Genomic DNA, 19,459 nt, shown 5'->3' on the forward strand with positions numbered 1-19,459 from the left:
CGCCTTTGCGTGGGTAGTCCGTCCCTCCGACTATGGCCGACGACATCCTCGACACGCGCGGAGGCCGGGCGCTCGTCTCTCTCGTCGCGGCGGTCGCCGGACTCGCCGCCTCGTACGCGCTCACCGGGTACACGCCGGCGTTTCTCGCCTCGCCGGTCGAGCGGACGCTCGCTCGGACCATGCCGGGCGAAGTCGTCTCGCTCGCCATCACCGAACTCGGGAGCGTCGGCCAGCAACTCAACCTCCTGACCGCCCTCTCGCTCACCGGAGCGGTCGTCGCGCTCGCGGCATGGGCGGCCATCGTCGCCGGCGACGCGGCAAACAATCGGCTGCTCCCCGGCGTGGGGACGGCGGTGCTGACGTGGGGGCTCGCCGCCGCGCTCACGGGCGAACTCGTCCTCGCCGCGGGACCGGCGCTCGCCGCGGCCGCCGTCGTCGCCCTCGCACAGACGGTCGACGCATACGGCGACGGGACGCCGATCTCCTCGAAGCGCCGGCGCGTCCTCTCGACGGTCGGCGTCGCCCTCGGCGCGAGCGTCCTCGGGTACTCAGTGGGAACGCGTCGGACGCCCGCGGCGACGGCCGCCGACGCGCCGTCGCTCCCCGTCTCCGACTCGGCCCGCGAGGACATCGAGACCAAGCTCGCCCTCGCCGAGGCCCGCTCGCTGGACGTCGACGGCCTCGATTCGCTGGTCAGCGAGACGTTCTATCAGGTGGACATCAACTCCATCGACCCCGACCTCGACGCCGACGACTGGTCGCTCTCGGTCACGGGGGCCGTCGAGGAGGAGACGACGGTCGACTACGACGAACTGCTCTCGATGGACTCGCGAAACCAGTTCTCGACGCTGCGCTGTGTCGGAGATTCCCTCAACGGCAAGAAGATGGACACCGCGCTGTGGACCGGCGTGCCCCTCGGTCGTCTGCTCGACGAAGCCGGCGTCCAGAGCGGCTGTGAGTGCGTGATGTTACACGCCGAGGACGGTTACTTCGTGGAGTTCCCCATCGAGGCGCTGCGCCGCGGCCTGCTGGTCTACGGGATGAACGGTAAGCTCCTCCCGCGCGGTCACGGCTACCCGGTTCGCGCGCTCGTCCCGGGCCACTGGGGGGAGGTCAACACGAAGTGGGTCACCGAGATCGAGGTGCTCGATAAGAAAGCCGACGGCTACTGGGAACGCCGGGGCTGGGAGGGCACCGGGCCGGTCAAGCCCATCGCCAAACTCCACCACAGCGAAGTCCTCGACGACGGTCGCCGTCGCCTCGCCGGCCACGCCTACGCCGGACTGCGCGGCGTCTCCCGCGTCGAGGTCTCCACCGACGGCGGCGAGTCGTGGACCGACGCCTCGCTCTCCGAACCGCTGCCCTCCGTCGACGTCGACGGGAATGCCGAGGACGCGTGGCGGCAGTGGGTCTACACGTACGACCCGCCGTCGGGCGCTCACACCGCCGTCGTCCGGATGGTCACCGAGGACGGAACCGTCCAGACCGACGAAGAGACCGGACCGAAGCCGACCGGCCCCTCCGGGTGGGTCTCGAAGGAGTTCTCGTAGACTGGCAAGACACATCCCGCTGTGCCCCGAGACGCCGATATGACCGAGACGATCGCGGGCGAGGTCATCCACGTCGTCCCGCCCGACGAACTCGACGACTACGACCTCGACCCCGAACTGGCGTCGCTGGCCGACTCCCGGTACGTCCTCGTCTGTCGCAAGGGCGGCCGCCCGTCGTGGCTCGAACGAATCGCCGCCTTCCTCCGGCGAGAGGCGATCGAACCGGTGACGCTCGTGGCCGACGTCGCCGCCGAGGAGGGCGAAGAAGTCACCGCGAGCGTTCGAGAGACGAATATCGCTGGCGTCTACGACGTACTCGAGTTCGAATCCGAATAGAAAGGCGAACCGGCACTGCACGCGGCGAAGTCGGCTCCGGTGTCACACGCTCGTCTGGCCGCGGAAATCGGTCGTCGGTCGTCAGTCGATCGGTCAGTCGGTCAGTTCAGCACTCGGACCAGCCACAGGACTCGCAGGTCTTACAGCCCTCCGAGTAGTACAGCGAGAGCGACCCGCAGTCGGGACACTCCGGGCTCTCGCCGGCGTCGATGAGTTCCTGCTGGTCGCCGGCCGTCTCGGTGCCGGCGTCGGCGTTCGGTCCCGGAGCGGCCGCCGCACCGCCGGCGGACGCCGGACCGCCGTCAGTCTGGGTCGAGGCGGACTGGCCGTCGAGTTCCTCCTCGTCCTCGGCCGTCTCCTCTAAGGTGACCTGCTGCGGGTAGGCCTTGTCCACCTCGCCGTCGAGGTAGCGACGCAGGGCCGTACCGATGGCGTCGGGGATGGACTGGATCTGCTCGCCCTTGTCCCAGGCGACCTTCGGCGACCGGATGCCCTGCAGTTCGTCGGCGATCTCCTCGGGGTCCACGCCCGAGCGGAGCGCCGTCGAGATGGTCTTCGCGAGCGCCTCGGTGAAGGAGGCGGTGAAGCCGCCCGAGTTGCCGATGTTGGCGAACAGCTCGAAGGGCCGCTTGGCCTCCGGGTCCTCGTTGATGTTGACGTAGAGCTTCCCGTAGCCGGTGTCGATGCGCTGGGTGACGCCGTGGAGGACGTCCGGGCGACTCTGCTTGCGGGCGAAGTCGGACTGCTCGCCGTCCGCCACGGAGAGCATCTCCTCGACGGACTCGTCGAGCGCCGCCTGCACGGCCTCGTCTTCGAGGAAGCCCTCGACGCCGCCGAACATCTCCTCGATCTGGGCGACGATCTCCTCCGTGTCCATGTCGGCGAACTCGGCGTTCTGCGCGCGGGTCGTCAGCACCTGCTTCGAGCGGGTGCCGTCGCGGTAGTAGGTGACGCCCTTGCCGCCGTGGTCGTAGATGTACTCGAACACCTCGGCGGCGTCCTCGACGGTCGAGTCGTTGGGCGCGTTGACCGTCTTCGAGATGGCGGAGTCGACGCCCTCCTGACAGGCGACCTGCACGCCAGCGTGGGCCTGCGCGGAGAGGTCACCGGTCGTGACGAACAGTTCGCCGATGGCGTCCGGAACGGTCGTGAGTCCGGTGACGCCGTCGAACTCGTTGTTTGCCATCTGCTCCTGGGCCTCTTCCTTGACGGCCTCGACGTCGACGCCGTTCTCCTCCAGGGCGCGCAGGAAGTAGTCGTCGAACTCGACGAGCATCTCGTCGCCCTGGACGTCGTCGGAGACGTTCTTGTAGTAGGCGACGTTGTAGATGGGCTCACAGCCGCCGGTGGTGTTGCCGATCATCGACGTGGTGCCGGTCGGCGCGATGGTCGTCGTGTTGTGGTTGCGGATGGGGAAGCCGTCTTCCCAGTCGTCTGCGTCCTCGCCGGTCTGCTTCTCGAACCACTCGCGGTACTCCGTGGGGTTCGCGTACTTCGAGTTGTCCCACTCCTCGAAGGTGCCGCGGTCTTCGGCGAGGTCGCGCGACGCCCGCTTCGAGCCGTGGTTGATGTGCCGCATCAGCTGGCGGGCGACCTCGTTGGCCTCGTCGGAGCCGTACTCGACGCCCAGCTGGATGTACAGCTGCGCGAGGCCCATGATACCGAGACCGATCTTGCGCATCTCCCGGACCTTCTGCTCGATCTTCTCGACCGGGAAGTCCGACATCGTCACGACGTTCTCGAGGAAGCGGGTGCCGAGTTCGATGCGTCGGTCGAACTCCTCCCAGTCCATCGCCTCGTCCAGGAACGCCGCGACGGCCTCGGCGTCGGAGTCGTACTCGTCGGCGTGCTCGCCGGCCCAGACGCGCCAGTCCGGGGCGTCCCGCGCCGCGAGCGTCGAGAGGTTGATGTGTCCGAGGTTGCAGGCCTCGTACTCCTCCAAGGGCTGCTCGCCGCAGGGGTTCGTCGCGAGGATGCGGTGGTCGGGGTGTTCCTCGACGTCGAAGGAGTGCTCCTTGTTGACGCGTTCGAGGTAGATGACGCCCGGTTCGCCGTTCTCGTGAGCGCCCTCGACGATGCGTTCCCAGAGCTTCTCGGCGGGGATCGAGAGCACTTCGCCGGCCTCGACGTACTCGCCGAGGTCGAACATCTCGTACAGTTCCTCCGTCTCGGCGGTGGCGACGTGGTCCTCGCCGGTCCGCGGGTTGGTGAAGGTGAACTCCTCGCCGTTCTGGAGGGCGTCCATGAAGCCGTCGGTGACGCCGACGGAGATGTTGAAGTTAGAGAGATGTCCCTCGACGGCGTTGCGGAGGTGCTTCGGAACCTTGCCCTCGTCGTCGATGAGGCCGCGGGCCTCTTCGAGCGCGTCGGCGAAGGAGTTGTGCGTGAAGTCGTCCGGGTCGTTCAGGCGGAGCGTCTCGGCCAGCGAGACGTCCTTGTTCTTCGAGTGGATGAACTGGATGACGTCCGGATGCGAGACGCGCATGACGCCCATCTGCGCGCCGCGGCGGGCACCGCCCTGCGCGATGGTCTCGCACATCTGGTCGTAGGTCCGCATGAACGTGATCGGTCCGGAGGCGATGCCGCCGGTCGAGCCGACGGGGTCGCCGTAGGGCCGGAGCCGCCAGAACGCGTAGCCCATGCCGCCGCCGGACTGGAAGACCTGCGCGGCCTCCTTCGCGGTCTGGTGGATGTCGTCGATGTCGTCCTCGGGCGAGTCGACGAAACACGCAGAGAGCTGCTGGAGTTCGTCGCCGGCGTTCATCAGCGTCGGCGAGTTCGGCATGAACGAGAGCTGCTCCATCTGTTCCTGGAACGCGTCGGCGGTCTCCTGGACGTGGTCGCGTACCTCGTCGGGCAGTTCCGGAACCACCGTCTCGTAGGCGAACTTGTTGACGTTGTACACCGAGAGCGTCGTCTCGGCGCTGCTCGCGGTTTCACCGCTCGCATGTTCGGAGGCCTCCTCGTCGTCGGCCTCCCAGTCCTCTGCGGTGGTGCCCTTCCCGAACACTTCGGCGGCGAGTTCGTCCCGGCGCGGGTGGTCGGGTTTGAGCTGGTCGGGCGTGACGGTGACGTCGACGCCGCGCTTCTCGGCCTCGAAGACGGCCTCGGCGAGCGCGATGTTCTGTGCGACTCGTTCGAAGAGGTCCTCGGGCTCCTCGACGAGCTCGCCGTCGGCGTCCTTCCGCAGATATCGGGCGGGGAGAATGTTGTGATAGGCGTTACTCGTCAGTCGTTCCTCCAAGGTGTCTCCGTCCGTTCGCTTGATCGGAAGCGTGAGTTCGTCGGCGGAATGGCCCGCGTCGCTCATTCGTCGCTCCTCCTCCCGGCAGCGTCCGTCTGCCGGTCGATACCCCTCTCGACGGTTGGCCGAATTCCTGTCATTTCTGGCGGCGAATAGGTATTCATGGATGTCCTATAACCCTTGCTTTCTGAATCTCATGTGCGAATTCCTACCTGTCGTAGAGTAGTAACTACGGTGGCAGTTCCTGCAATTTCGTTCACACGACGACCACAGTCGCGTACGACCACTAGCAACGTTGGTCACTCCTTAAGCGTGTGTAGACCGCGGTGAAAGTAAAATACTCCCCCTCAGAATCGCCAGATGACGTGCGAGAATCCAGTGGAAACGAGCGGGGGTTCGAGTCGGAGTTGCGCCCCTGCCCCGACTGAACGCAAACCGAGAGGTTCGCGTTCGACGCGGTACCGCCCCGCGATCAGTCGCCGGGAATCGGGGACTGCGGCCCGCGGCGAGTCAGTGACCACTTACCTTCCATGAACTATATGTGGCAGTCTCGCGTCTCTGTCGGTATGCTCCCCCTGTTGCAGTTCGGATCGCTCGGCTCGCCCCCCTCGTTGCTGGTCGGGTTAGTCCTCGTCGCGCTGGTACTTCTCGTCGGCCGCTTCGTGATGAAAGTCGCCTGGAAACTGGTCATCCTCGCCATCGTCGCCGTGACTGTGCTGTGGGTGATCGGAATCCTCGGCTTCTGAGCCGCTAGATTCCCGAGAGGAAGTTTCTGACGACGTCGTGACCCACCGCGGTCAGCACCGACTCCGGGTGGAACTGCACCGCTTCGATCGGATACTCGCGGTGACGGACGCCCATGGTCAACTCGGTGCCGTCCTCGGTGGTGGTCGTCGCCGTCACCGCGAATTCGTCCGGTACTTCGGTCGCCACGAGCGAGTGGTACCGTCCACCCTGAAAGCCCTGTTCGAGCCCGGCGAAGACGCCCTCGCCGTCGTGGTCGATGGGGAACGCCTTCCCGTGAACGGGGTCGGGAGCGCGGCCGACGGTGCCGCCGTAAGCGTACACCGCCGCCTCCAGGCCGAGACAGACACCGAGCGTCGGCACCTCGGGACTGACCTCCCGGAGGACGTCCATCGTCACGCCCACGTCGCGGTCGTTCTCGGGATGACCCGGCCCCGGCGAGAGCACGATGGCATCGGGGTCGAACGCCCGCACGTCGGAGAGCGTCGCCGTGTTCCGGACCACGTCGGTCGTCGCGTGCTCGGAGACGTACTCGACGAGGTTGTACGTGAACGAGTCGAAGTTGTCGATGAAGAGGACGCGAGTCTGCGAAAGCGACTCGTCCGCCGCCGGCTCCCGCGCGTCTTGCGCGCTCATTCGCGCACCTCCGCGCCGGTCTCGGCCGGCGGCCGCTCGCGCTCGATGCGTTCGACGGCCGCCAGCACGCCGTCCATCTTCTGTTCGGTCTCGACGTACTCGCTCTCGGGATCGGAGTCGGCGACGATGCCCGCCCCGGCTTGCACCGTGACGCGGTCGCGCGTCGGGTCGGCTCCCACGTCCGCGTCGGGCAGCGAGACGCCGTGCTCGACGGTCGCGGACCGGATGACGATAGCGAAGTCGGTGTCGCCGCCCCAGTCGAAGTAGCCGACGCCGCCGCCGTAGGGGCCCCGCGGCGAGCGTTCGAGCTCGTCGATTATCTCCATGGCGCGGATCTTCGGCGCGCCCGAGAGCGTGCCCGCGGGGAACGTCGCTCTGGCGGCGTCGAAGGCGTCTGCGTCCGCGGCGAGCGTGCCCGTCACCGTCGACTCGATGTGCTGGACGTGGCTGTATTTGAGGACGTTCATGAACTCCTCGACACGGACCGAGCCGGCCTCGGCGACCCGGCGCACGTCGTTGCGCGCTAGGTCGACGAGCATCGTGTGTTCGGCCCGCTCCTTCCCGTCGGCGAGCATCTCGCCGGCCAGTCGGCGGTCCTCGACGGGGCTGTTCCCGCGCGGGCAGGTGCCCGCGATGGGGTTCGAGACCACGCGGTCGCCCGCGACAGACACCAGCGTCTCCGGGCTCGCGCCGACGACGCTCAGGTCGTCGTAGCCGAGCAGATACATGTACGGCGAGGGGTTGACCGCCCGGAGCGCCTCGTACAGTCCGAGCGGATCGATGTCGCCGTACAGTTCCCGAGTGCGGGAGATGACCCCCTGATAGATGTCCCCCGAGAGGACGTACTCCTTGGCGCGGGAGACGGCCTCCTCGTACTCGTCCTGCGGGCCGGCCACCTCCGCCTCGCGGGTGAACCCGCCGGTCGAGAGCGGCTCGGCGTCCGCGAGGGCATCTTCGACCCGTTCGACCTCGGCAAGGAGTTCGTCGTAGCGCTCGCCCGCGTCCTCGTCGGCTCTGAGGACCGGCGTGAAGACGAGGTCGACGCGCTCCTCGACGTGGTCGAACCGGAGCGTCGCCGTCGTCAGGACGAACTGGGCGTCCGGGAACCGAGAGTCGGGCCGGTCGAGGCCCACCTCGTCCAACCAGAGGTCGTAGACGGCGTCGTAGGAGAGAAAGCCGACGAGGCCGCCCTCCAGGTGCTGTCGATCCATCTCGGGGAACCCGCGCAGTTCGGCGTCGGGCATGACCGACCGGAGGTCGTCGATGACGTCGCCGCCGTTGGTCGTCACGAGGCCGGCGTAGCGGTCGTCGAACACCTCGACGTCGCTCTCCTCGCCGGTCACCGTCACGACCGCCCGAGGGTCGTAGCCCACGAAGGAAAAACGGGCGTGGCGGTCGTCGGTCTCCGGGGCGAACGCGCCGTCGGGGTCGCTGGAGGCGACCTTCTCGGCGCTCTCCAGCAGGAACGTGTAGTCGCTCGCGTCGATGTCGCTGGTCCGCCCCGCGAGCGCCGCGTACGCCGAGAGCGGTTCGATATCCGCGTCGAGTTGGGCCGCCGCCCGGACGACGACCGGTCGGTCGGTCTCCGCGCGTTCGACGAACCGCTCGCGGGAGACGTCGAGGCTCACGCCGGGACCTCCGCGTCGGGAGCGGTCGCGTTCGCGACGAAGCGCTCGACGGCGTCGTGGTCTTTCGCCCCGCCGCCGCTCTCCACGCCGCTCGCCACGTCGACGGCGAACGGCCGCACCGTCCCGACGGCCTCGGCGACGTTCTCGGGGGTGAGCCCGCCCGCGAGGATCACGGGCACGTCGAGCGAGGCCACGAGCTCGCGCGTCCGCTCCCAGTCGTGGGTCTCGCCGGTGCCGCCGGCCCCGTCGGCGTCGACCGAATCGACCAGCAACGCGTCGGCGTGAGCGGCGTAGTCGGCGAGGTCGTCGGACTCGGGGTCGACGGCGGCGACGACTCGCTGGGTGACGCGCTCGGCGAGCGCGCCGACTTCCGCCGGCGCGAGACCGCCGTGGACCTGCACGACGTCCGGCGAGACCGCGTCGATGCGGTCGACGGCCTCCTCGACCGCCGTCGGCATCGTCACCAGGACGCTCGTCACGAAGGGCGGAACTCCGTCGACGAGGGCCGCGGCGGTGTCCGCGTCGATCTCTCGGGGTGTTTCGACGGGAACGCCGTGGATGACGCCGACCGCGTCGGCCCCCGCCGCGACGACGGCGTCGCGGTCTTCCGGAGTCGTTACGCCACAAATTTTCGCTCGCGTCATGCCCCGATCAGGTCCGAGAGCTTCGCGGCGGCGTCGCCCGAGTCGATGGCCTCTCTGGCGAGGTCGACGCCCTCGGTGTGGGTCTCCGCGACGCCGGCGACGTAGATGGCCGCGCCGGCGTTGGCGAGGATGATCTCGCGTTTCGCTCCCGTCACGTCGCCCTCGACGATGCCTCGCAGGTCCGCCGCGTTCTCCTCGGGGGACCCGCCGGAGATACGCCCGATGTCGCGGGTCTCGAGTCCGATGTCCTCCGGCGTGATGCTGTACTCGGAGATCGAGTCGCCGTCGACCTCGGCGATGGTCGTCCTGCCGTGGATGCCGATCTCGTCTAAGCCGTCGCCGTGGACGACCAGCGCGCGCTCGACGTCGAGGCGGGCCAGCGCCTCGGCCATGATCGGGACGAGGTCGGGGTCGTAGACGCCCAGCACCTGCGCTTCGGCTCCCGCGGGGTTCGTCAGCGGCCCGAGAATGTTGAAGATGGTCCGGATCCCGAGTTCCTGTCGCGGGCCGATGACGGCCTTCATCGCCGGGTGGAAAACCGGCGCGAGCATGAAGCCGATGTCCTTCTCCTCGATGGTCTGCTCGACGTCTCTCGGTTCCGCCTCGACGTCGACGCCGACGACTTCCAGTACGTCGGCGCTGCCCGACGGAGAGGACACCGAGTAGTTGCCGTGCTTGGCGATGGGGACGCCCGCGCCCGCGGCGACGATGGCGCTCGTCGTCGAGACGTTGATCGTGTCGTAGTCGTCGCCGCCGGTCCCGCAGGTGTCGACGAGCCCCTCCCGGTCGGGCTCGATGGTCCGGGCGGCGTCGCGCATCCCCTGGGCGAACCCGGCGACTTCGCCCTCGGTCTCGCCTTTCGCCCGGAGCGCGGTCAGCAACGCCCCGATCTGGGCGTCCGTCGCGCCCTCGAAGACCCGCGTCGCGACCTCGCGTGCCTCCGCCTGTGTCAAGTCCTCGCCGTCGGTAACGCGCTCGATGTACTCCTTCATTGTATCCACCAATGGTCTATTTCGTGTTGTGATGTACAACTTCGTACAATGACTTAAGCCTGTCGGGGGACCGCTACCAGACGCACGCCCGTGCGGCGAATCAACAGACGCCGCACGGTCACGAATTCGAAACCTTCAATTATACCCCCCGGCAAGGATGAGTTGCACGAGGCAGCGAGGGTTCGTGGTCTAGGTCGGTTATGACACCTCCTTGACATGGAGGAGGCCGGCGGTTCAAATCCGCCCGAACCCACTAATTTTGCGACGAGCGAAACCGCGAGTCGCAAATCTGTTCGTGAGGGCGGTTTAAATCTTGATAGTCGCAGCACCGAGCGAAGCGAGGTGATCGTCTATCTGCGGTTCAACTCTGCCGGAAGCGATTCCCATTCCCGGTCCTGCGTTCGCGTAGGACCCCCGAGCCCGCTATTTTGCGGCGGCCACCGAGCCTCGAGCGTATGAAGCGCGCAGGCGAGTCGGGTTCCGGAAAGCGCACGTTGTTCGAAAGACGGATGGTGGCGCTCGTCCGTCACGAAACTCACGGGCGGATAATTAACCCGTCCCCACACCGAACGGGATCCAATGCCCTCAAGTGAGTTCGACCCCGCCGATACCCTCCGGCCAGCGACGCCCGACGGCTATCAGGAGCCCCGATCGTTCCGCTATCCGTTCGTGGTTCTCCTCGGCCTGGTACTCGTAATCGTGCCGGTCTCGGCCCTGCTGTTCGGGAGCCTGCTCTGGTACGCCCAGGGGAGCGCCCTCGAAGCAGTGTTCGCGTTCGAAGAGACTGCCACCAGTATCTCGCTCACGGTCTCCTCGGGGGCGGTGTTACTCGCGTCGGTCGGCGCTGTCGGACTCGTAACTATCCTCCACGAACTTGTCCACGGACTCGTCTATCGGTACTTCGACTACACGGTCTCGTACGGCGTCGCCCCGCAGCTCGGTGCCTTCTACGCCGCGGCCTTCCATCAGTACCAGGCTCGGAATCACAATATCGTCGTCGGCATCGCGCCGCTCGTCGTCCTCACGCTGATCTTCTGCCCGCTGCTGTTCGTCCCCCAGCCGGTCGTCGCGGTCGCCGCGTGCATCGCGCTGGTGTTCAATACCGCCGGTGCGGCCGGTGACGTCTACCTCGTTACCCGGTTGCTCCGGCTGCCCGCGGGGTCGCTACTGTACGATAGCGACATCCGTCACAGCTACATATACTATCCCGAGAGCTAAGCGTCGGTCGGCCCGCTGACTACGAGACGGGGTTCCGCCCGCCCGGACCGCTGCACACTGCCGGTATCACGGACCGCGGTGGCTGTCGGAATAGAACCGCGCTTTCGGGAAGCGCGTCTCCGTTCGTCCGTCGCGGTTCAGCACTAGTCTCGTGAGCCGGCATCCCGCTCGGCGGAGCGACCGGCCGAGAGCAGTCCCGGAGACGACCGGTTCCAGAAATTTCTTACTGTGGCCGTCCGACCCGGACCTATGGAGGAGACTCTGCAGTCGGCGCGGCCGTTCGAACAGTTCGTCTTACTGTCGGTGGTAGAACTGTCGGTGAAAGGGAAGACGCCAGCCCACTCCTACGACGTCGCGGAGACGGCGCGCGACCGTCTCGACGACGTGGATCGGGAACCGTTCGGCGGCGTCGAACGACAGGAGGTCATCTCGGCGCTGCGGACGCTAGCGGACGAAGACGTCCTCGCGAAGGACCGCACCGAGTCGGCGACCGGGAAGGGACGACCGGCGTACGAACTGGCCGTCGACGTCGATACCGTGTTAGACGCACTCGAAGACGCAGAAGGCGTCGGCTCGTACGCCGAGTCGCTCAGAGCGGACGCGTAGGCCGGTTGCGGCCGTCGTCGCTGTGCTCCGTTTCTCTCCGACCGACGTCGGCGAACTGTCGAAACGACCGACGACAGTCTCTCTCAGACGATACTGACGTCCGTCGCGGTCTGTTCGAGCGCGGACGGTTCGCCTTCTTCCAGTCGCTCCAGTCGGTCCACGATAGTGTGGACGACGTCGCCTTTCGTACACGGGGCGACGTGGGCGAGTTCGCCCTCGTGGTATTCGGCGAGACCCATGACCGGCAGGACCATCGTGTCGTAGGCGTCGTCGGTGACTTCGGAGTCGGTCTCGCTGTTCTGGTAGAACGACTCCAGTGAGACGTTGTTCGAGAGCGCCCACTGCTTGAACTCGGCGACGCGGTTGAGGATGTACTTCCCCTCCTCGGTGTTGGCCGCGGCGGACTCGGCGGCGACCTGCTTGCCCCAGACGACGACGTTGTAGCCGGCGATCTCGTCCTCGCGTTCGAGGCGGTCGAGTTGGTCGATGACGGCCTCCTGCCGTTCGTGGGCACCGTCGGGGAGGAGCGACCGGACGTACAGTTCGATTCGGGGCGCGGGAGTGTCCTCGGTCATGTCTGATGAGAATCATACAGTCGCGCCTACATATAGGTTCCGTGGGTAGTGTATGCACATCTCTGGACGATATATATTCCTATTAACCGCTCGCTGTCGGGCGATTTCTTCGAATTCGATTACCAGCGTTGTGACCGTAGTACGTACGATTAACACTCGGTAAATGCAGTATCGGCCGTGTAACAGGTTCACTCAGTCACGGTTTCGCAGAGTCTCGTGGATCCCCAGCACGAACGCGGGGACCACCACCATGAAGATGTGCTCCTCGATGGGGATTCCCAGCACGTCGACGCCGGTACGAAGCTTGATGTCGAAGACGCCGACTTTCAGCGTGTACCAGTCCCACGCGTACGCGACGGGGTAGAGGACGGCGATGGTCCGAGCGGCGGAGCGAAGCGCGTCGGCCCGCCACAGCAACCCCAGCGCGGCGGACCCGAACACCACCTCGGTCACGAAGTAGGTGAAGCGACCGAACACGCCGATGTTAGGAAGCATATCTGACAGACGGCCCGGCGATGTAAAAGTCTGGTCCGGCTCCCGAAACCCGGGAACTAAACCAAGCTTGATAACCCTTCACGTAGAATCTGCGGACGTGAAGCACGATGGACATTGCTGACATCGCCACCAGAGAGTTTGTCGAGGTCGACGCCAACAAGCGCCTCGGGAAGGTCCGCTCGATCTTCGAGCGGGAGAACCCGAAGGGCATCATCGTCACCGAGGACGGTGCGTACGCGGGCGTCATCACGCAGAAGCAGTTGGTCCAGTCCCACGTCGAGGACGACGCGAAGGCGGGGGCGATGACCAGTTCGGCACCGAAGATCGGGCGGACCGACGACGTGCGCGAAGTCGCACGGGTGCTGGTCGAGGGCGGGACTAAAATCGCGCCGGTGTTCCAGGGCGAGGAGCTCTGGGGCATCGTCACCGAGGACGACATCCTCGAAGCCGTACTCGAGAACCTCGACGCGCTGACTATCGAGCAGATCTACACCGACGACGTCATCACCGTCACCGAGGACACGAACGTCGGACAGGTCGTCAATCTGCTCCGGAAGCACGGCATCTCCCGACTGCCGGTGCTCGACGACACCGACTCGCTGACCGGGATGGTCACGCGCCACGACATCGTCGACGTGGTGGTCCGCGACATGAACAAGGCCACCCGCGGCGACCGCTCCGGCGAGATCGAACGCGTGCTGGACCTGCCGGTCTACGACGTGATGAACAGCCCCGTCGAGACGGCGAAACTGGGCGACTCCGTGGAAGACGCCGTCTCCCGGATGCTCGAGAACGACTTCGCCGGGCTGGTCGTGACCGACGAGGACGACGACGGCCACGTCATCGGTATCCTCACCAAGACGGACGTGCTCCGGGCGCTGACCTACACCGAGGAGGACCACATGGACGTCCAGATAACCAACATCAAACTCCTCGATACCATCTCCCGGGAGACCATCCGCACCGACATCGGGGAGGTCGTCGACAAGTACCAGGCGATGCAGGTGAAACACGCCCACGTCCGCTTCCACGAACACAAGGAGAAGCTCCGGGGCACCCCGCTCATCCAGTGTCAGATCCGCCTCCGGACCAACAAGGGACAGGCCGCCGGTTCCGGTGAGGGATACGGGGCCGAGACGGCCTTCAACGTCGCGCTGGACAAGCTCGAACGCAACGTCCTCGAACTGAAGGGCGTCCAGGCCGACGAGGAGTACCGCGGCCAGTTGCTCCGGAAGCTCGGCGAGCTGTAGCGGCGCTCACAGTTCGATCTCTTCTCCGGCTTCGAGACATCGACCGTGACAGCGGCCGGTACGTCCGCACGTCGTCTCCGCCTCGTCAGGTCCTATCCCTGTTCGAGTGGTCGGTAGAGATGGCCGCCGCTCGCGGAAGTTAGAGCGACGGTTTAGGCCAGACAGCGGTAACCGCACGTGGAAACCACGCGGGTTCGAAAGGTAGCCGTCTGGCCGTGCCGTCTACCGCTAGCTCTCTCGGTCCCGCGTAAAACCCCTCCGATACGCCGATGTGAGAGGTGGCGGTCTCGGTGGCCTCGCCAGCGGCGTCGTCGCTGGCGAACGGGGAAGGGCAGGGTCACTGACGGGAGCAGAGAGCGACGTCCGCAGGCGGCCGAAGAAATCCGACGAAATGTGACGCGAGCTTACTGGAAGCCGATGCGGCCGCTACCGCCGGGCTGGCGCTGCGGGCTGGAGCCGCCCTTGAACTCCTCTTGCATCTGCTCGTAGTAGTCGCGGATGTCGTCCGTGATCGTCGGCCGGACGCTGTCCATCGCCTGACGGAAGTGCCGCATGTCGACCTCCTCGGCGTCGTCGTCCTCGCGGAGGGCCTCGATGGCCGCCTCGCGCGCGATGGATTCGAGGTCGGAACCGACGAATCCGCCGGTGCGCTCGGCCAGTTCGCGCAGGCTCACGTCGGGAGCCAGCGGCGTGTCGTCCGTGTGGATCCGCAGGATCTGCTCGCGGCCCTCGACGTCGGGCTCGCCGATCATGACCAGACGGTCGAAGCGGCCCGAGCGGATGAGGGCCGGGTCGATCATGTCCGGGCGGTTGGTCGCGCCGATGACCATCACGTCCTCCATCTCTTCGAGACCGTCGAGTTCGGTCAGTAGCTGGTTGACGACGCGCTCGGAGACGTTCGACCCCATCTCGCCGCCCCGGCCCGGAGCCAGCGAGTCGAGTTCGTCGAAGAAGATGACCGTCGGCGCGACCTGCCGCGCCTTGCGGAAGGTCTGCCGGATGGCCTTCTCGCTCTCCCCGACCCACTTGCTGAGCAGTTGCGGTCCCCGCACCGAGATGAAGTTGGCGTCCGTCTCGTTGGCGACGGCCTTCGCCATCAGCGTCTTCCCGGTGCCGGGCGGGCCGTACAGCAGGACTCCGGAGGGCGGGGTGACGCCCATCCGCTCGAACTTCTCCGGGCTGTTCATCGGCCACTCGACGGCCTCCTGGACCTGTTCCTTGGCCGGGTCTAACCCGCCGACGCTGTCCCAGGACACCTTCGGCAGTTCCACGAGGACCTCCCGCATGGCGCTGGGGCTCACCTCGTTGAGCGCGCCCTTGAAGTCCTCGCGCTTGATGATCATGCGGTCGATGAGGCTCGGCGGGATGTCCTCCTCGTCTAAGTCGATCTCGGGGAGGTACCGGCGCAGTGCCTTCATCGCCGCTTCCTTCGTCAGGCTCTCGATGTCGGCACCGACGAAGCCGTGGGTGTCCGTTGCCATCTTCGCGAGGTTGACGTCGTCCGAGAGGGGCATCCCGCGGGTGTGGATCTGGAGGATCTCCTCGCGTCCGACCTCGTCGGGGACGCCGATCTCGATCTCGCGGTCGAAGCGGCCCGGGCGGCGGAGCGCCGGGTCGACGCTGTCGACGCGGTTCGTGGCGGCGATGACGATGACCTGACCCCGCGATTCGAGGCCGTCCATCATCGTGAGCAGTTGGGCGACGACCCGGCGCTCGACCTCGCCGGTGACGTCCTCGCGCTTGGGCGCGATGGAGTCGAGCTCGTCGATGAAGATGATGGCGGGCGACTCCTCGCTCGCGTCCTCGAAGATCTCGCGCAGCTGTTGCTCCGATTCGCCGTAGTACTTCGAGATGATCTCCGGCCCGGCGATAGAGAAGAAACTGGCGGAGGTCTCGTTGGCGACCGCTTTAGCGAGCAGGGTCTTCCCGGTACCCGGCGGCCCGTGGAGCAGAACCCCCTGTGGCGGCTCGATGCCGAGCTTCTTGAAGATCTGGGGGTGTTTCATCGGCAGCTCGACCATCTCGCGGACGCGCTGGATCTCGTTCTGGAGACCGCCGATGTCCTCGTAGGTGATGCCGCCGCCGGTCTTCTCGAAGCCCGAGATCGGCTCCTCGCGCAGTTCGACCTCGGTGTCCTCGGTGATGAGACAGACGCCCTCGGGCTCGGTCTCGACGGCGATGAGCGGGATGGCCTGTCCCGGCGAACGCATGAAGGGGTGGTTCGTCGAGGACATCACGGGGACGATGTCGCGCTCGACGACCGGCCGCTTCAGGATCTGTCGCTTGACCATGCCGGCGGCGTCGGAGCCGAACTGCACCGACGCCTCCTCGGGCGGTGCGAGGACGAGCTTGTCGGCCTTCTCGGCCTCGGCCTTCCGTATCTCGACGCGCTCGCCGATTCCCACGTCGGCGTTCTGCCGCGTGAAACCGTCGATGCGCACCGTGTCCGTGTTCCAGTCCTGTCGGTCGGCGCGCCACACCTTGGCGGCCGTCGTGTCGCTCCCCTCTATCTCGATGATGTCGCCGGGCGAGAGCTTGAGATGGAGCAGCGTGTCGGGGTCGAGGCGGGCGATGCCGCGTCCCGAGTCGTTCGGGTACGCCTTCGCCACTTCCAGTTGCACTTCGTTCATAGTAGAGTGAGGCTACAGAGAACTCGGGTAGCCCGGGAGATATGCTTTATGCTACCGGCGGGCAGGAGACGGCAGCGACGCCTTTTTATGCTAACTGCTACCACACTTCAGCCGGCGCGCGACGGCGGCGGTATCTGGTCGATTAGCGGCCGGCTCGGCCGCACTCGGATTCCCACCGGCGTCTGCCGCCATCGCCGCGTTTGATAAGGCTGGCTCCGATAGCGCCGATATGGTGTTTCTCGTTCCCTTCGACGGATCGTCGCTCGCCGAGGCCGCGCTCGAGCGCGCGGTGGAGTACGCCGCCGCCCTCGACCACGAAGTCGTCGCCGTCAGTCTCATCCCGACGGGGTCCGACTACGCGCAGCGCCGTCGACAGGTCGACCCCCACGAGGACTTCGCGGCGGAGACGGCCGCCAGCGACCTCCGGCGCAAGATCGAGGAGGCGACCGACGACGCCGAACTCCGCTACGAGGACGTTAGCGCCTACTCCGCGAACGAACTCTCCGAGACCGTCCGAAAGGTCGCCCGCGACGTCAACGCGTCCGTCGTCTTTCTGGGCAGCGCCGACACCGAGGACGTGGTCGTGCCCATCGAGGAGCTCGACGACGAGGACGCCTACGACGTCCACATCGTCCGGCGCGCGTAGGCCCGTTGTAGTAGGCTTTTATCCGCCGAGCGTGACGCTCCGAGTATGCGAACGCTCGCCTTCGACGGCCGGATGGGCGCCGCCGGCGACATGCTCCTCGGCGCGTTGCTCGCCGCCGGTGCCGACCGCGCCGTCCTCTCACCCGTCGAGGAGGCGCTCGACGTCGAGTACGCTGCCTCCGAAGTGGACCGGAGCGGCATCAGCGCCACGCGCGTCGATGTGCTCCTGACCGACGACGACCGCGAACAGCACGCCGAACACGACCACTCACACGACGAGGGCGACGACCCTACTCACGATCACGACCCCGGCCAGAGCCATTCTCACTCGCACGACGACGGCCAGAGCCATTCTCACTCGCACGACGACGGCCACACACACTCGCACGACGAGGACGGCCACACACACGCGGAAGGCCACGGCCCGAACCGGAGCTACGCCGAGGTCGTCGATATCGTCGAGGAGATGGGCCTCGACGGCGGCGTCGAGGCGGACGCGCTGGCCATCTTCGAGATACTCGGCGAGGCCGAGGCGTCCGTCCACGGCACCGAACTGGCCGAGACGCACTTCCACGAGGTCGGGGCCGACGACGCCATCGCCGACATCGTCGGCGCGGCGCTGTTGCTCGACGACCTGAACGTCGAACGGGTCGTCACGACGCCGCTGTCGGCCGGCGGCGGCACGGTCGAGATGAGCCACGGGACCTATCCCGTGCCGACGCCCGCCGTCGTCGAGATCGCCGAACGCGCCGACTGGTCGCTGCGGGGCGGCCCGGTCGACGCGGAACTGCTGACGCCGACCGGCGCGGCGATCCTCGCCCACGTCGCCGAGGGCGTCGAGTCGCTCCCGTCGCTCTCGCTCGATTCGTCGGGCTACGGCGCTGGTGGCCGCGCCTTCGAGGGGCGACCCAACGTCCTCCGCGCGATGGTCGGCGAGGGCGAGGGGCGACTCCGCCGGGACGACATCACCGTCTTGGAGACGAACCTCGACGACGCCTCGCCGGAACTGCTCGGCGACCTCCAGCGGTCGCTGTCGGCCGTCGGTGCCCGCGACGTCTCGGTGATCCCGGCGACGATGAAGAAGTCCCGACCCGGTCACCTCGTGAAGGTCATCTGCAAGCCCGAGAACGCCGAGCGCGTCGCCCGCAGACTCGCCGAGGAGACCGGGACCCTCGGGGTCAGAGAGCACGGGGCCGGCCACCGCTGGGTCGCCGAGCGAGCGTTCGAGACGGTCGCGCTCGCGCTCGACGGTGAGCAGTACGAGGTCGACGTGAAGTTAGCGAGCGACGGAGACGGCGAGGTGTACGACGTGAGCGCCGAGTTCGACGACGCGGCGGCCGTCGCCGACGCCACCGGTCTCCCGGTTCGGGAGGTCATCCGCCGGGCCGAGCGCATCGTCCGAGATTAGTCCGCCGAATCACCGTCGTCTCCGCCGTCGCTCTCTTCACTGCCTTCGCTCTCCGCGTCGCCGCGGTGTTCGGCCAGCGCCTCCTCGATGGTGTACGTGCCCTCGGCGACGTCGCGGGCCAGTTCCGCGTCGATGGCCCGATTGGTGTCGCTGACCTCCCGGGATCGGTCCTTGATGCGCTGGAGTTCGCCCGCCGTCGGCTCGACGTCGCGGCTCGTGATCTCCTCGCCCTCCAGTCGGGCGATGTTGACGGCGGCCAGCACGTCGCCCATCCCGCGCGCGCCGCTGCCGAGATACGGCGTCGTCCCCGTCTCGTCGACCAGTTCCACGGGGACGTCGGAGAGGTCGTCGACGAGGCGCGAGCCGACGAGTCGCGCGCCATCGCCGATGCGGACCACCGGGTCGGCGGCGTCTTCGACTTCGCGGTGGACGACCTCGGCGGCGTCGGCGGCCGGTACCTGAAACGCGGCGACGACCATCTCGCCGTGCACGACGGCGACGCCGGGGCGCTCGCCGGGGTCGATGCCGACGATGGTGCGCCCGCTCTCGCCTCGAAGCGCCGCGATGGCCGCCTCGACCGCTCGCCGCGGCCGCTCGGGGTCGGCCTGCACGAGGTCGACGCCGTCCGGAATCTCGACGGCCTCGCCCGCCGCGATCACCGCCACGTCGGTCTCCTCGGGCCACTCGTCGCCGGGTTCGATAGTCGTAAAGGCGGCGCCGCGGTCCCGCAGCTCCGTGACCACACCGTGGTACACCTCGAAATCCGCCGTCGCGACGACTATCACGGTCGAATCTTCAGCGTGTGGGCACTTATAGGGACTGTTGACTCCGAGCCGGCGACCCGTGAAGATATTGTGC

The 19,459-nt window shown here is 67.0% G+C and carries 17 protein-coding genes and 1 tRNA gene; 9 read left to right on the plus strand and 9 right to left on the minus strand.

Going from position 1 to position 19,459, the window contains the following annotated elements; translation table 11 throughout:
- The first annotated feature begins 32 nt into the window (after positions 1-32).
- Together GO488_RS09795 and GO488_RS09800 are read left to right on the plus strand one after the other, a co-directional pair.
- The gene (locus tag GO488_RS09795; RefSeq protein ID WP_162317649.1) at positions 33-1,550 is read left to right on the plus strand and encodes a molybdopterin-dependent oxidoreductase; all 1,518 of its coding nucleotides are present in this window, start codon (positions 33-35) and stop codon (positions 1,548-1,550) included.
- Positions 1,551-1,589: 39 nt separating this feature from the next.
- Positions 1,590-1,886, plus strand: a complete 297-nt coding sequence (locus GO488_RS09800) for a DUF7526 family protein (protein ID WP_162317650.1) — start codon at positions 1,590-1,592, stop codon at positions 1,884-1,886.
- 106 nt (positions 1,887-1,992) lie between these two features.
- Here GO488_RS09800 and GO488_RS09805 read toward each other — a convergent pair whose 3' ends face one another.
- The gene (locus GO488_RS09805) at positions 1,993-5,196 is read right to left on the minus strand and encodes an adenosylcobalamin-dependent ribonucleoside-diphosphate reductase (RefSeq protein WP_162317651.1); all 3,204 of its coding nucleotides are present in this window, start codon (positions 5,194-5,196) and stop codon (positions 1,993-1,995) included.
- A gap of 500 nt (positions 5,197-5,696) precedes the next feature.
- Here GO488_RS09805 and GO488_RS09810 point away from each other — a divergent pair, with 500 nt between their 5' ends.
- Entirely contained in the window at positions 5,697-5,876 is a 180-nt protein-coding gene (locus GO488_RS09810; protein ID WP_162317652.1) for a DUF8029 family protein, read from the plus strand.
- A 4-nt stretch (positions 5,877-5,880) separates the two neighbouring features.
- Here the strand turns inward: GO488_RS09810 and trpG are convergent, their stop codons facing one another.
- The 4 genes from trpG to trpD are packed head-to-tail and all read right to left on the minus strand — an operon-like array spanning position 5,881 to position 9,774.
- Positions 5,881-6,510, minus strand: a complete 630-nt coding sequence (trpG, locus tag GO488_RS09815) for an anthranilate synthase component II (protein WP_162317653.1) — start codon at positions 6,508-6,510, stop codon at positions 5,881-5,883.
- Positions 6,507-8,138, minus strand: a complete 1,632-nt coding sequence (gene trpE / locus GO488_RS09820) for an anthranilate synthase component I (RefSeq protein ID WP_162317654.1) — start codon at positions 8,136-8,138, stop codon at positions 6,507-6,509. The genes trpG and trpE overlap by 4 nt, the downstream gene beginning before the upstream one ends.
- Positions 8,135-8,782 carry a phosphoribosylanthranilate isomerase gene (locus GO488_RS09825; protein ID WP_162317655.1) on the minus strand — a complete coding sequence of 216 codons (648 nt, stop codon included), beginning with the start codon at positions 8,780-8,782 and terminating at the stop codon, positions 8,135-8,137. The genes trpE and GO488_RS09825 overlap by 4 nt, the downstream gene beginning before the upstream one ends.
- On the minus strand, positions 8,779-9,774 hold the full coding sequence (gene trpD, locus GO488_RS09830) for an anthranilate phosphoribosyltransferase (protein ID WP_162317656.1): 996 nt from the start codon (positions 9,772-9,774) through the stop codon (positions 8,779-8,781). The genes GO488_RS09825 and trpD overlap by 4 nt, the downstream gene beginning before the upstream one ends.
- Positions 9,775-9,952: 178 nt before the next feature.
- Between trpD and GO488_RS09835 the strand changes: the two genes are divergently transcribed.
- From GO488_RS09835 to GO488_RS09845, 3 genes are all read left to right on the plus strand, one after another.
- A tRNA-Val gene (locus GO488_RS09835) sits at positions 9,953-10,027 on the plus strand.
- 326 nt (positions 10,028-10,353) lie between these two features.
- Positions 10,354-10,992, plus strand: a complete 639-nt coding sequence (locus tag GO488_RS09840) for a DUF3267 domain-containing protein (protein WP_162317657.1) — start codon at positions 10,354-10,356, stop codon at positions 10,990-10,992.
- A gap of 249 nt (positions 10,993-11,241) precedes the next feature.
- A complete protein-coding gene (locus GO488_RS09845) occupies positions 11,242-11,598 on the plus strand; it encodes a hypothetical protein (protein WP_162317658.1) in 357 nt (118 codons plus the stop codon).
- 83 nt (positions 11,599-11,681) lie between these two features.
- Here the strand turns inward: GO488_RS09845 and GO488_RS09850 are convergent, their stop codons facing one another.
- Both GO488_RS09850 and GO488_RS09855 read right to left on the minus strand, forming a co-directional pair.
- Positions 11,682-12,173 (minus strand): HTH domain-containing protein, encoded by a 492-nt coding sequence (locus GO488_RS09850; RefSeq protein ID WP_162317659.1) that lies wholly within the window; start codon positions 12,171-12,173, stop codon positions 11,682-11,684.
- Positions 12,174-12,365: 192 nt separating this feature from the next.
- A complete protein-coding gene (locus GO488_RS09855; RefSeq protein ID WP_162317660.1) occupies positions 12,366-12,668 on the minus strand; it encodes a lycopene cyclase domain-containing protein in 303 nt (100 codons plus the stop codon).
- 107 nt (positions 12,669-12,775) lie between these two features.
- Between GO488_RS09855 and GO488_RS09860 the strand changes: the two genes are divergently transcribed.
- A complete protein-coding gene (locus GO488_RS09860) occupies positions 12,776-13,918 on the plus strand; it encodes a CBS domain-containing protein (RefSeq protein WP_162317661.1) in 1,143 nt (380 codons plus the stop codon).
- 404 nt (positions 13,919-14,322) lie between these two features.
- Here the strand turns inward: GO488_RS09860 and GO488_RS09865 are convergent, their stop codons facing one another.
- Positions 14,323-16,548, minus strand: coding sequence for a CDC48 family AAA ATPase (locus GO488_RS09865; protein WP_162317662.1), 2,226 nt, complete (start codon positions 16,546-16,548; stop codon positions 14,323-14,325).
- Positions 16,549-16,777: 229 nt separating this feature from the next.
- On the opposite strand from GO488_RS09865, the gene GO488_RS09870 reads away from it, so the two are divergent.
- Entirely contained in the window at positions 16,778-17,194 is a 417-nt protein-coding gene (locus GO488_RS09870) for a universal stress protein (protein ID WP_162317663.1), read from the plus strand.
- 45 nt (positions 17,195-17,239) lie between these two features.
- Entirely contained in the window at positions 17,240-18,601 is a 1,362-nt protein-coding gene (gene larC, locus GO488_RS09875; RefSeq protein ID WP_162317664.1) for a nickel pincer cofactor biosynthesis protein LarC, read from the plus strand.
- Here the strand turns inward: larC and GO488_RS09880 are convergent.
- A complete protein-coding gene (locus tag GO488_RS09880) occupies positions 18,598-19,386 on the minus strand; it encodes a hypothetical protein (protein WP_162317665.1) in 789 nt (262 codons plus the stop codon). The two genes, larC and GO488_RS09880, sit on opposite strands and share 4 nt — an antisense overlap.
- Between the last annotated feature and the right edge of the window lie 73 nt (positions 19,387-19,459).

This window comes from Haloarcula limicola (assembly GCF_010119205.1).
Classification (GTDB): Archaea; Halobacteriota; Halobacteria; order Halobacteriales; family Haloarculaceae; genus Haloarcula; species Haloarcula limicola.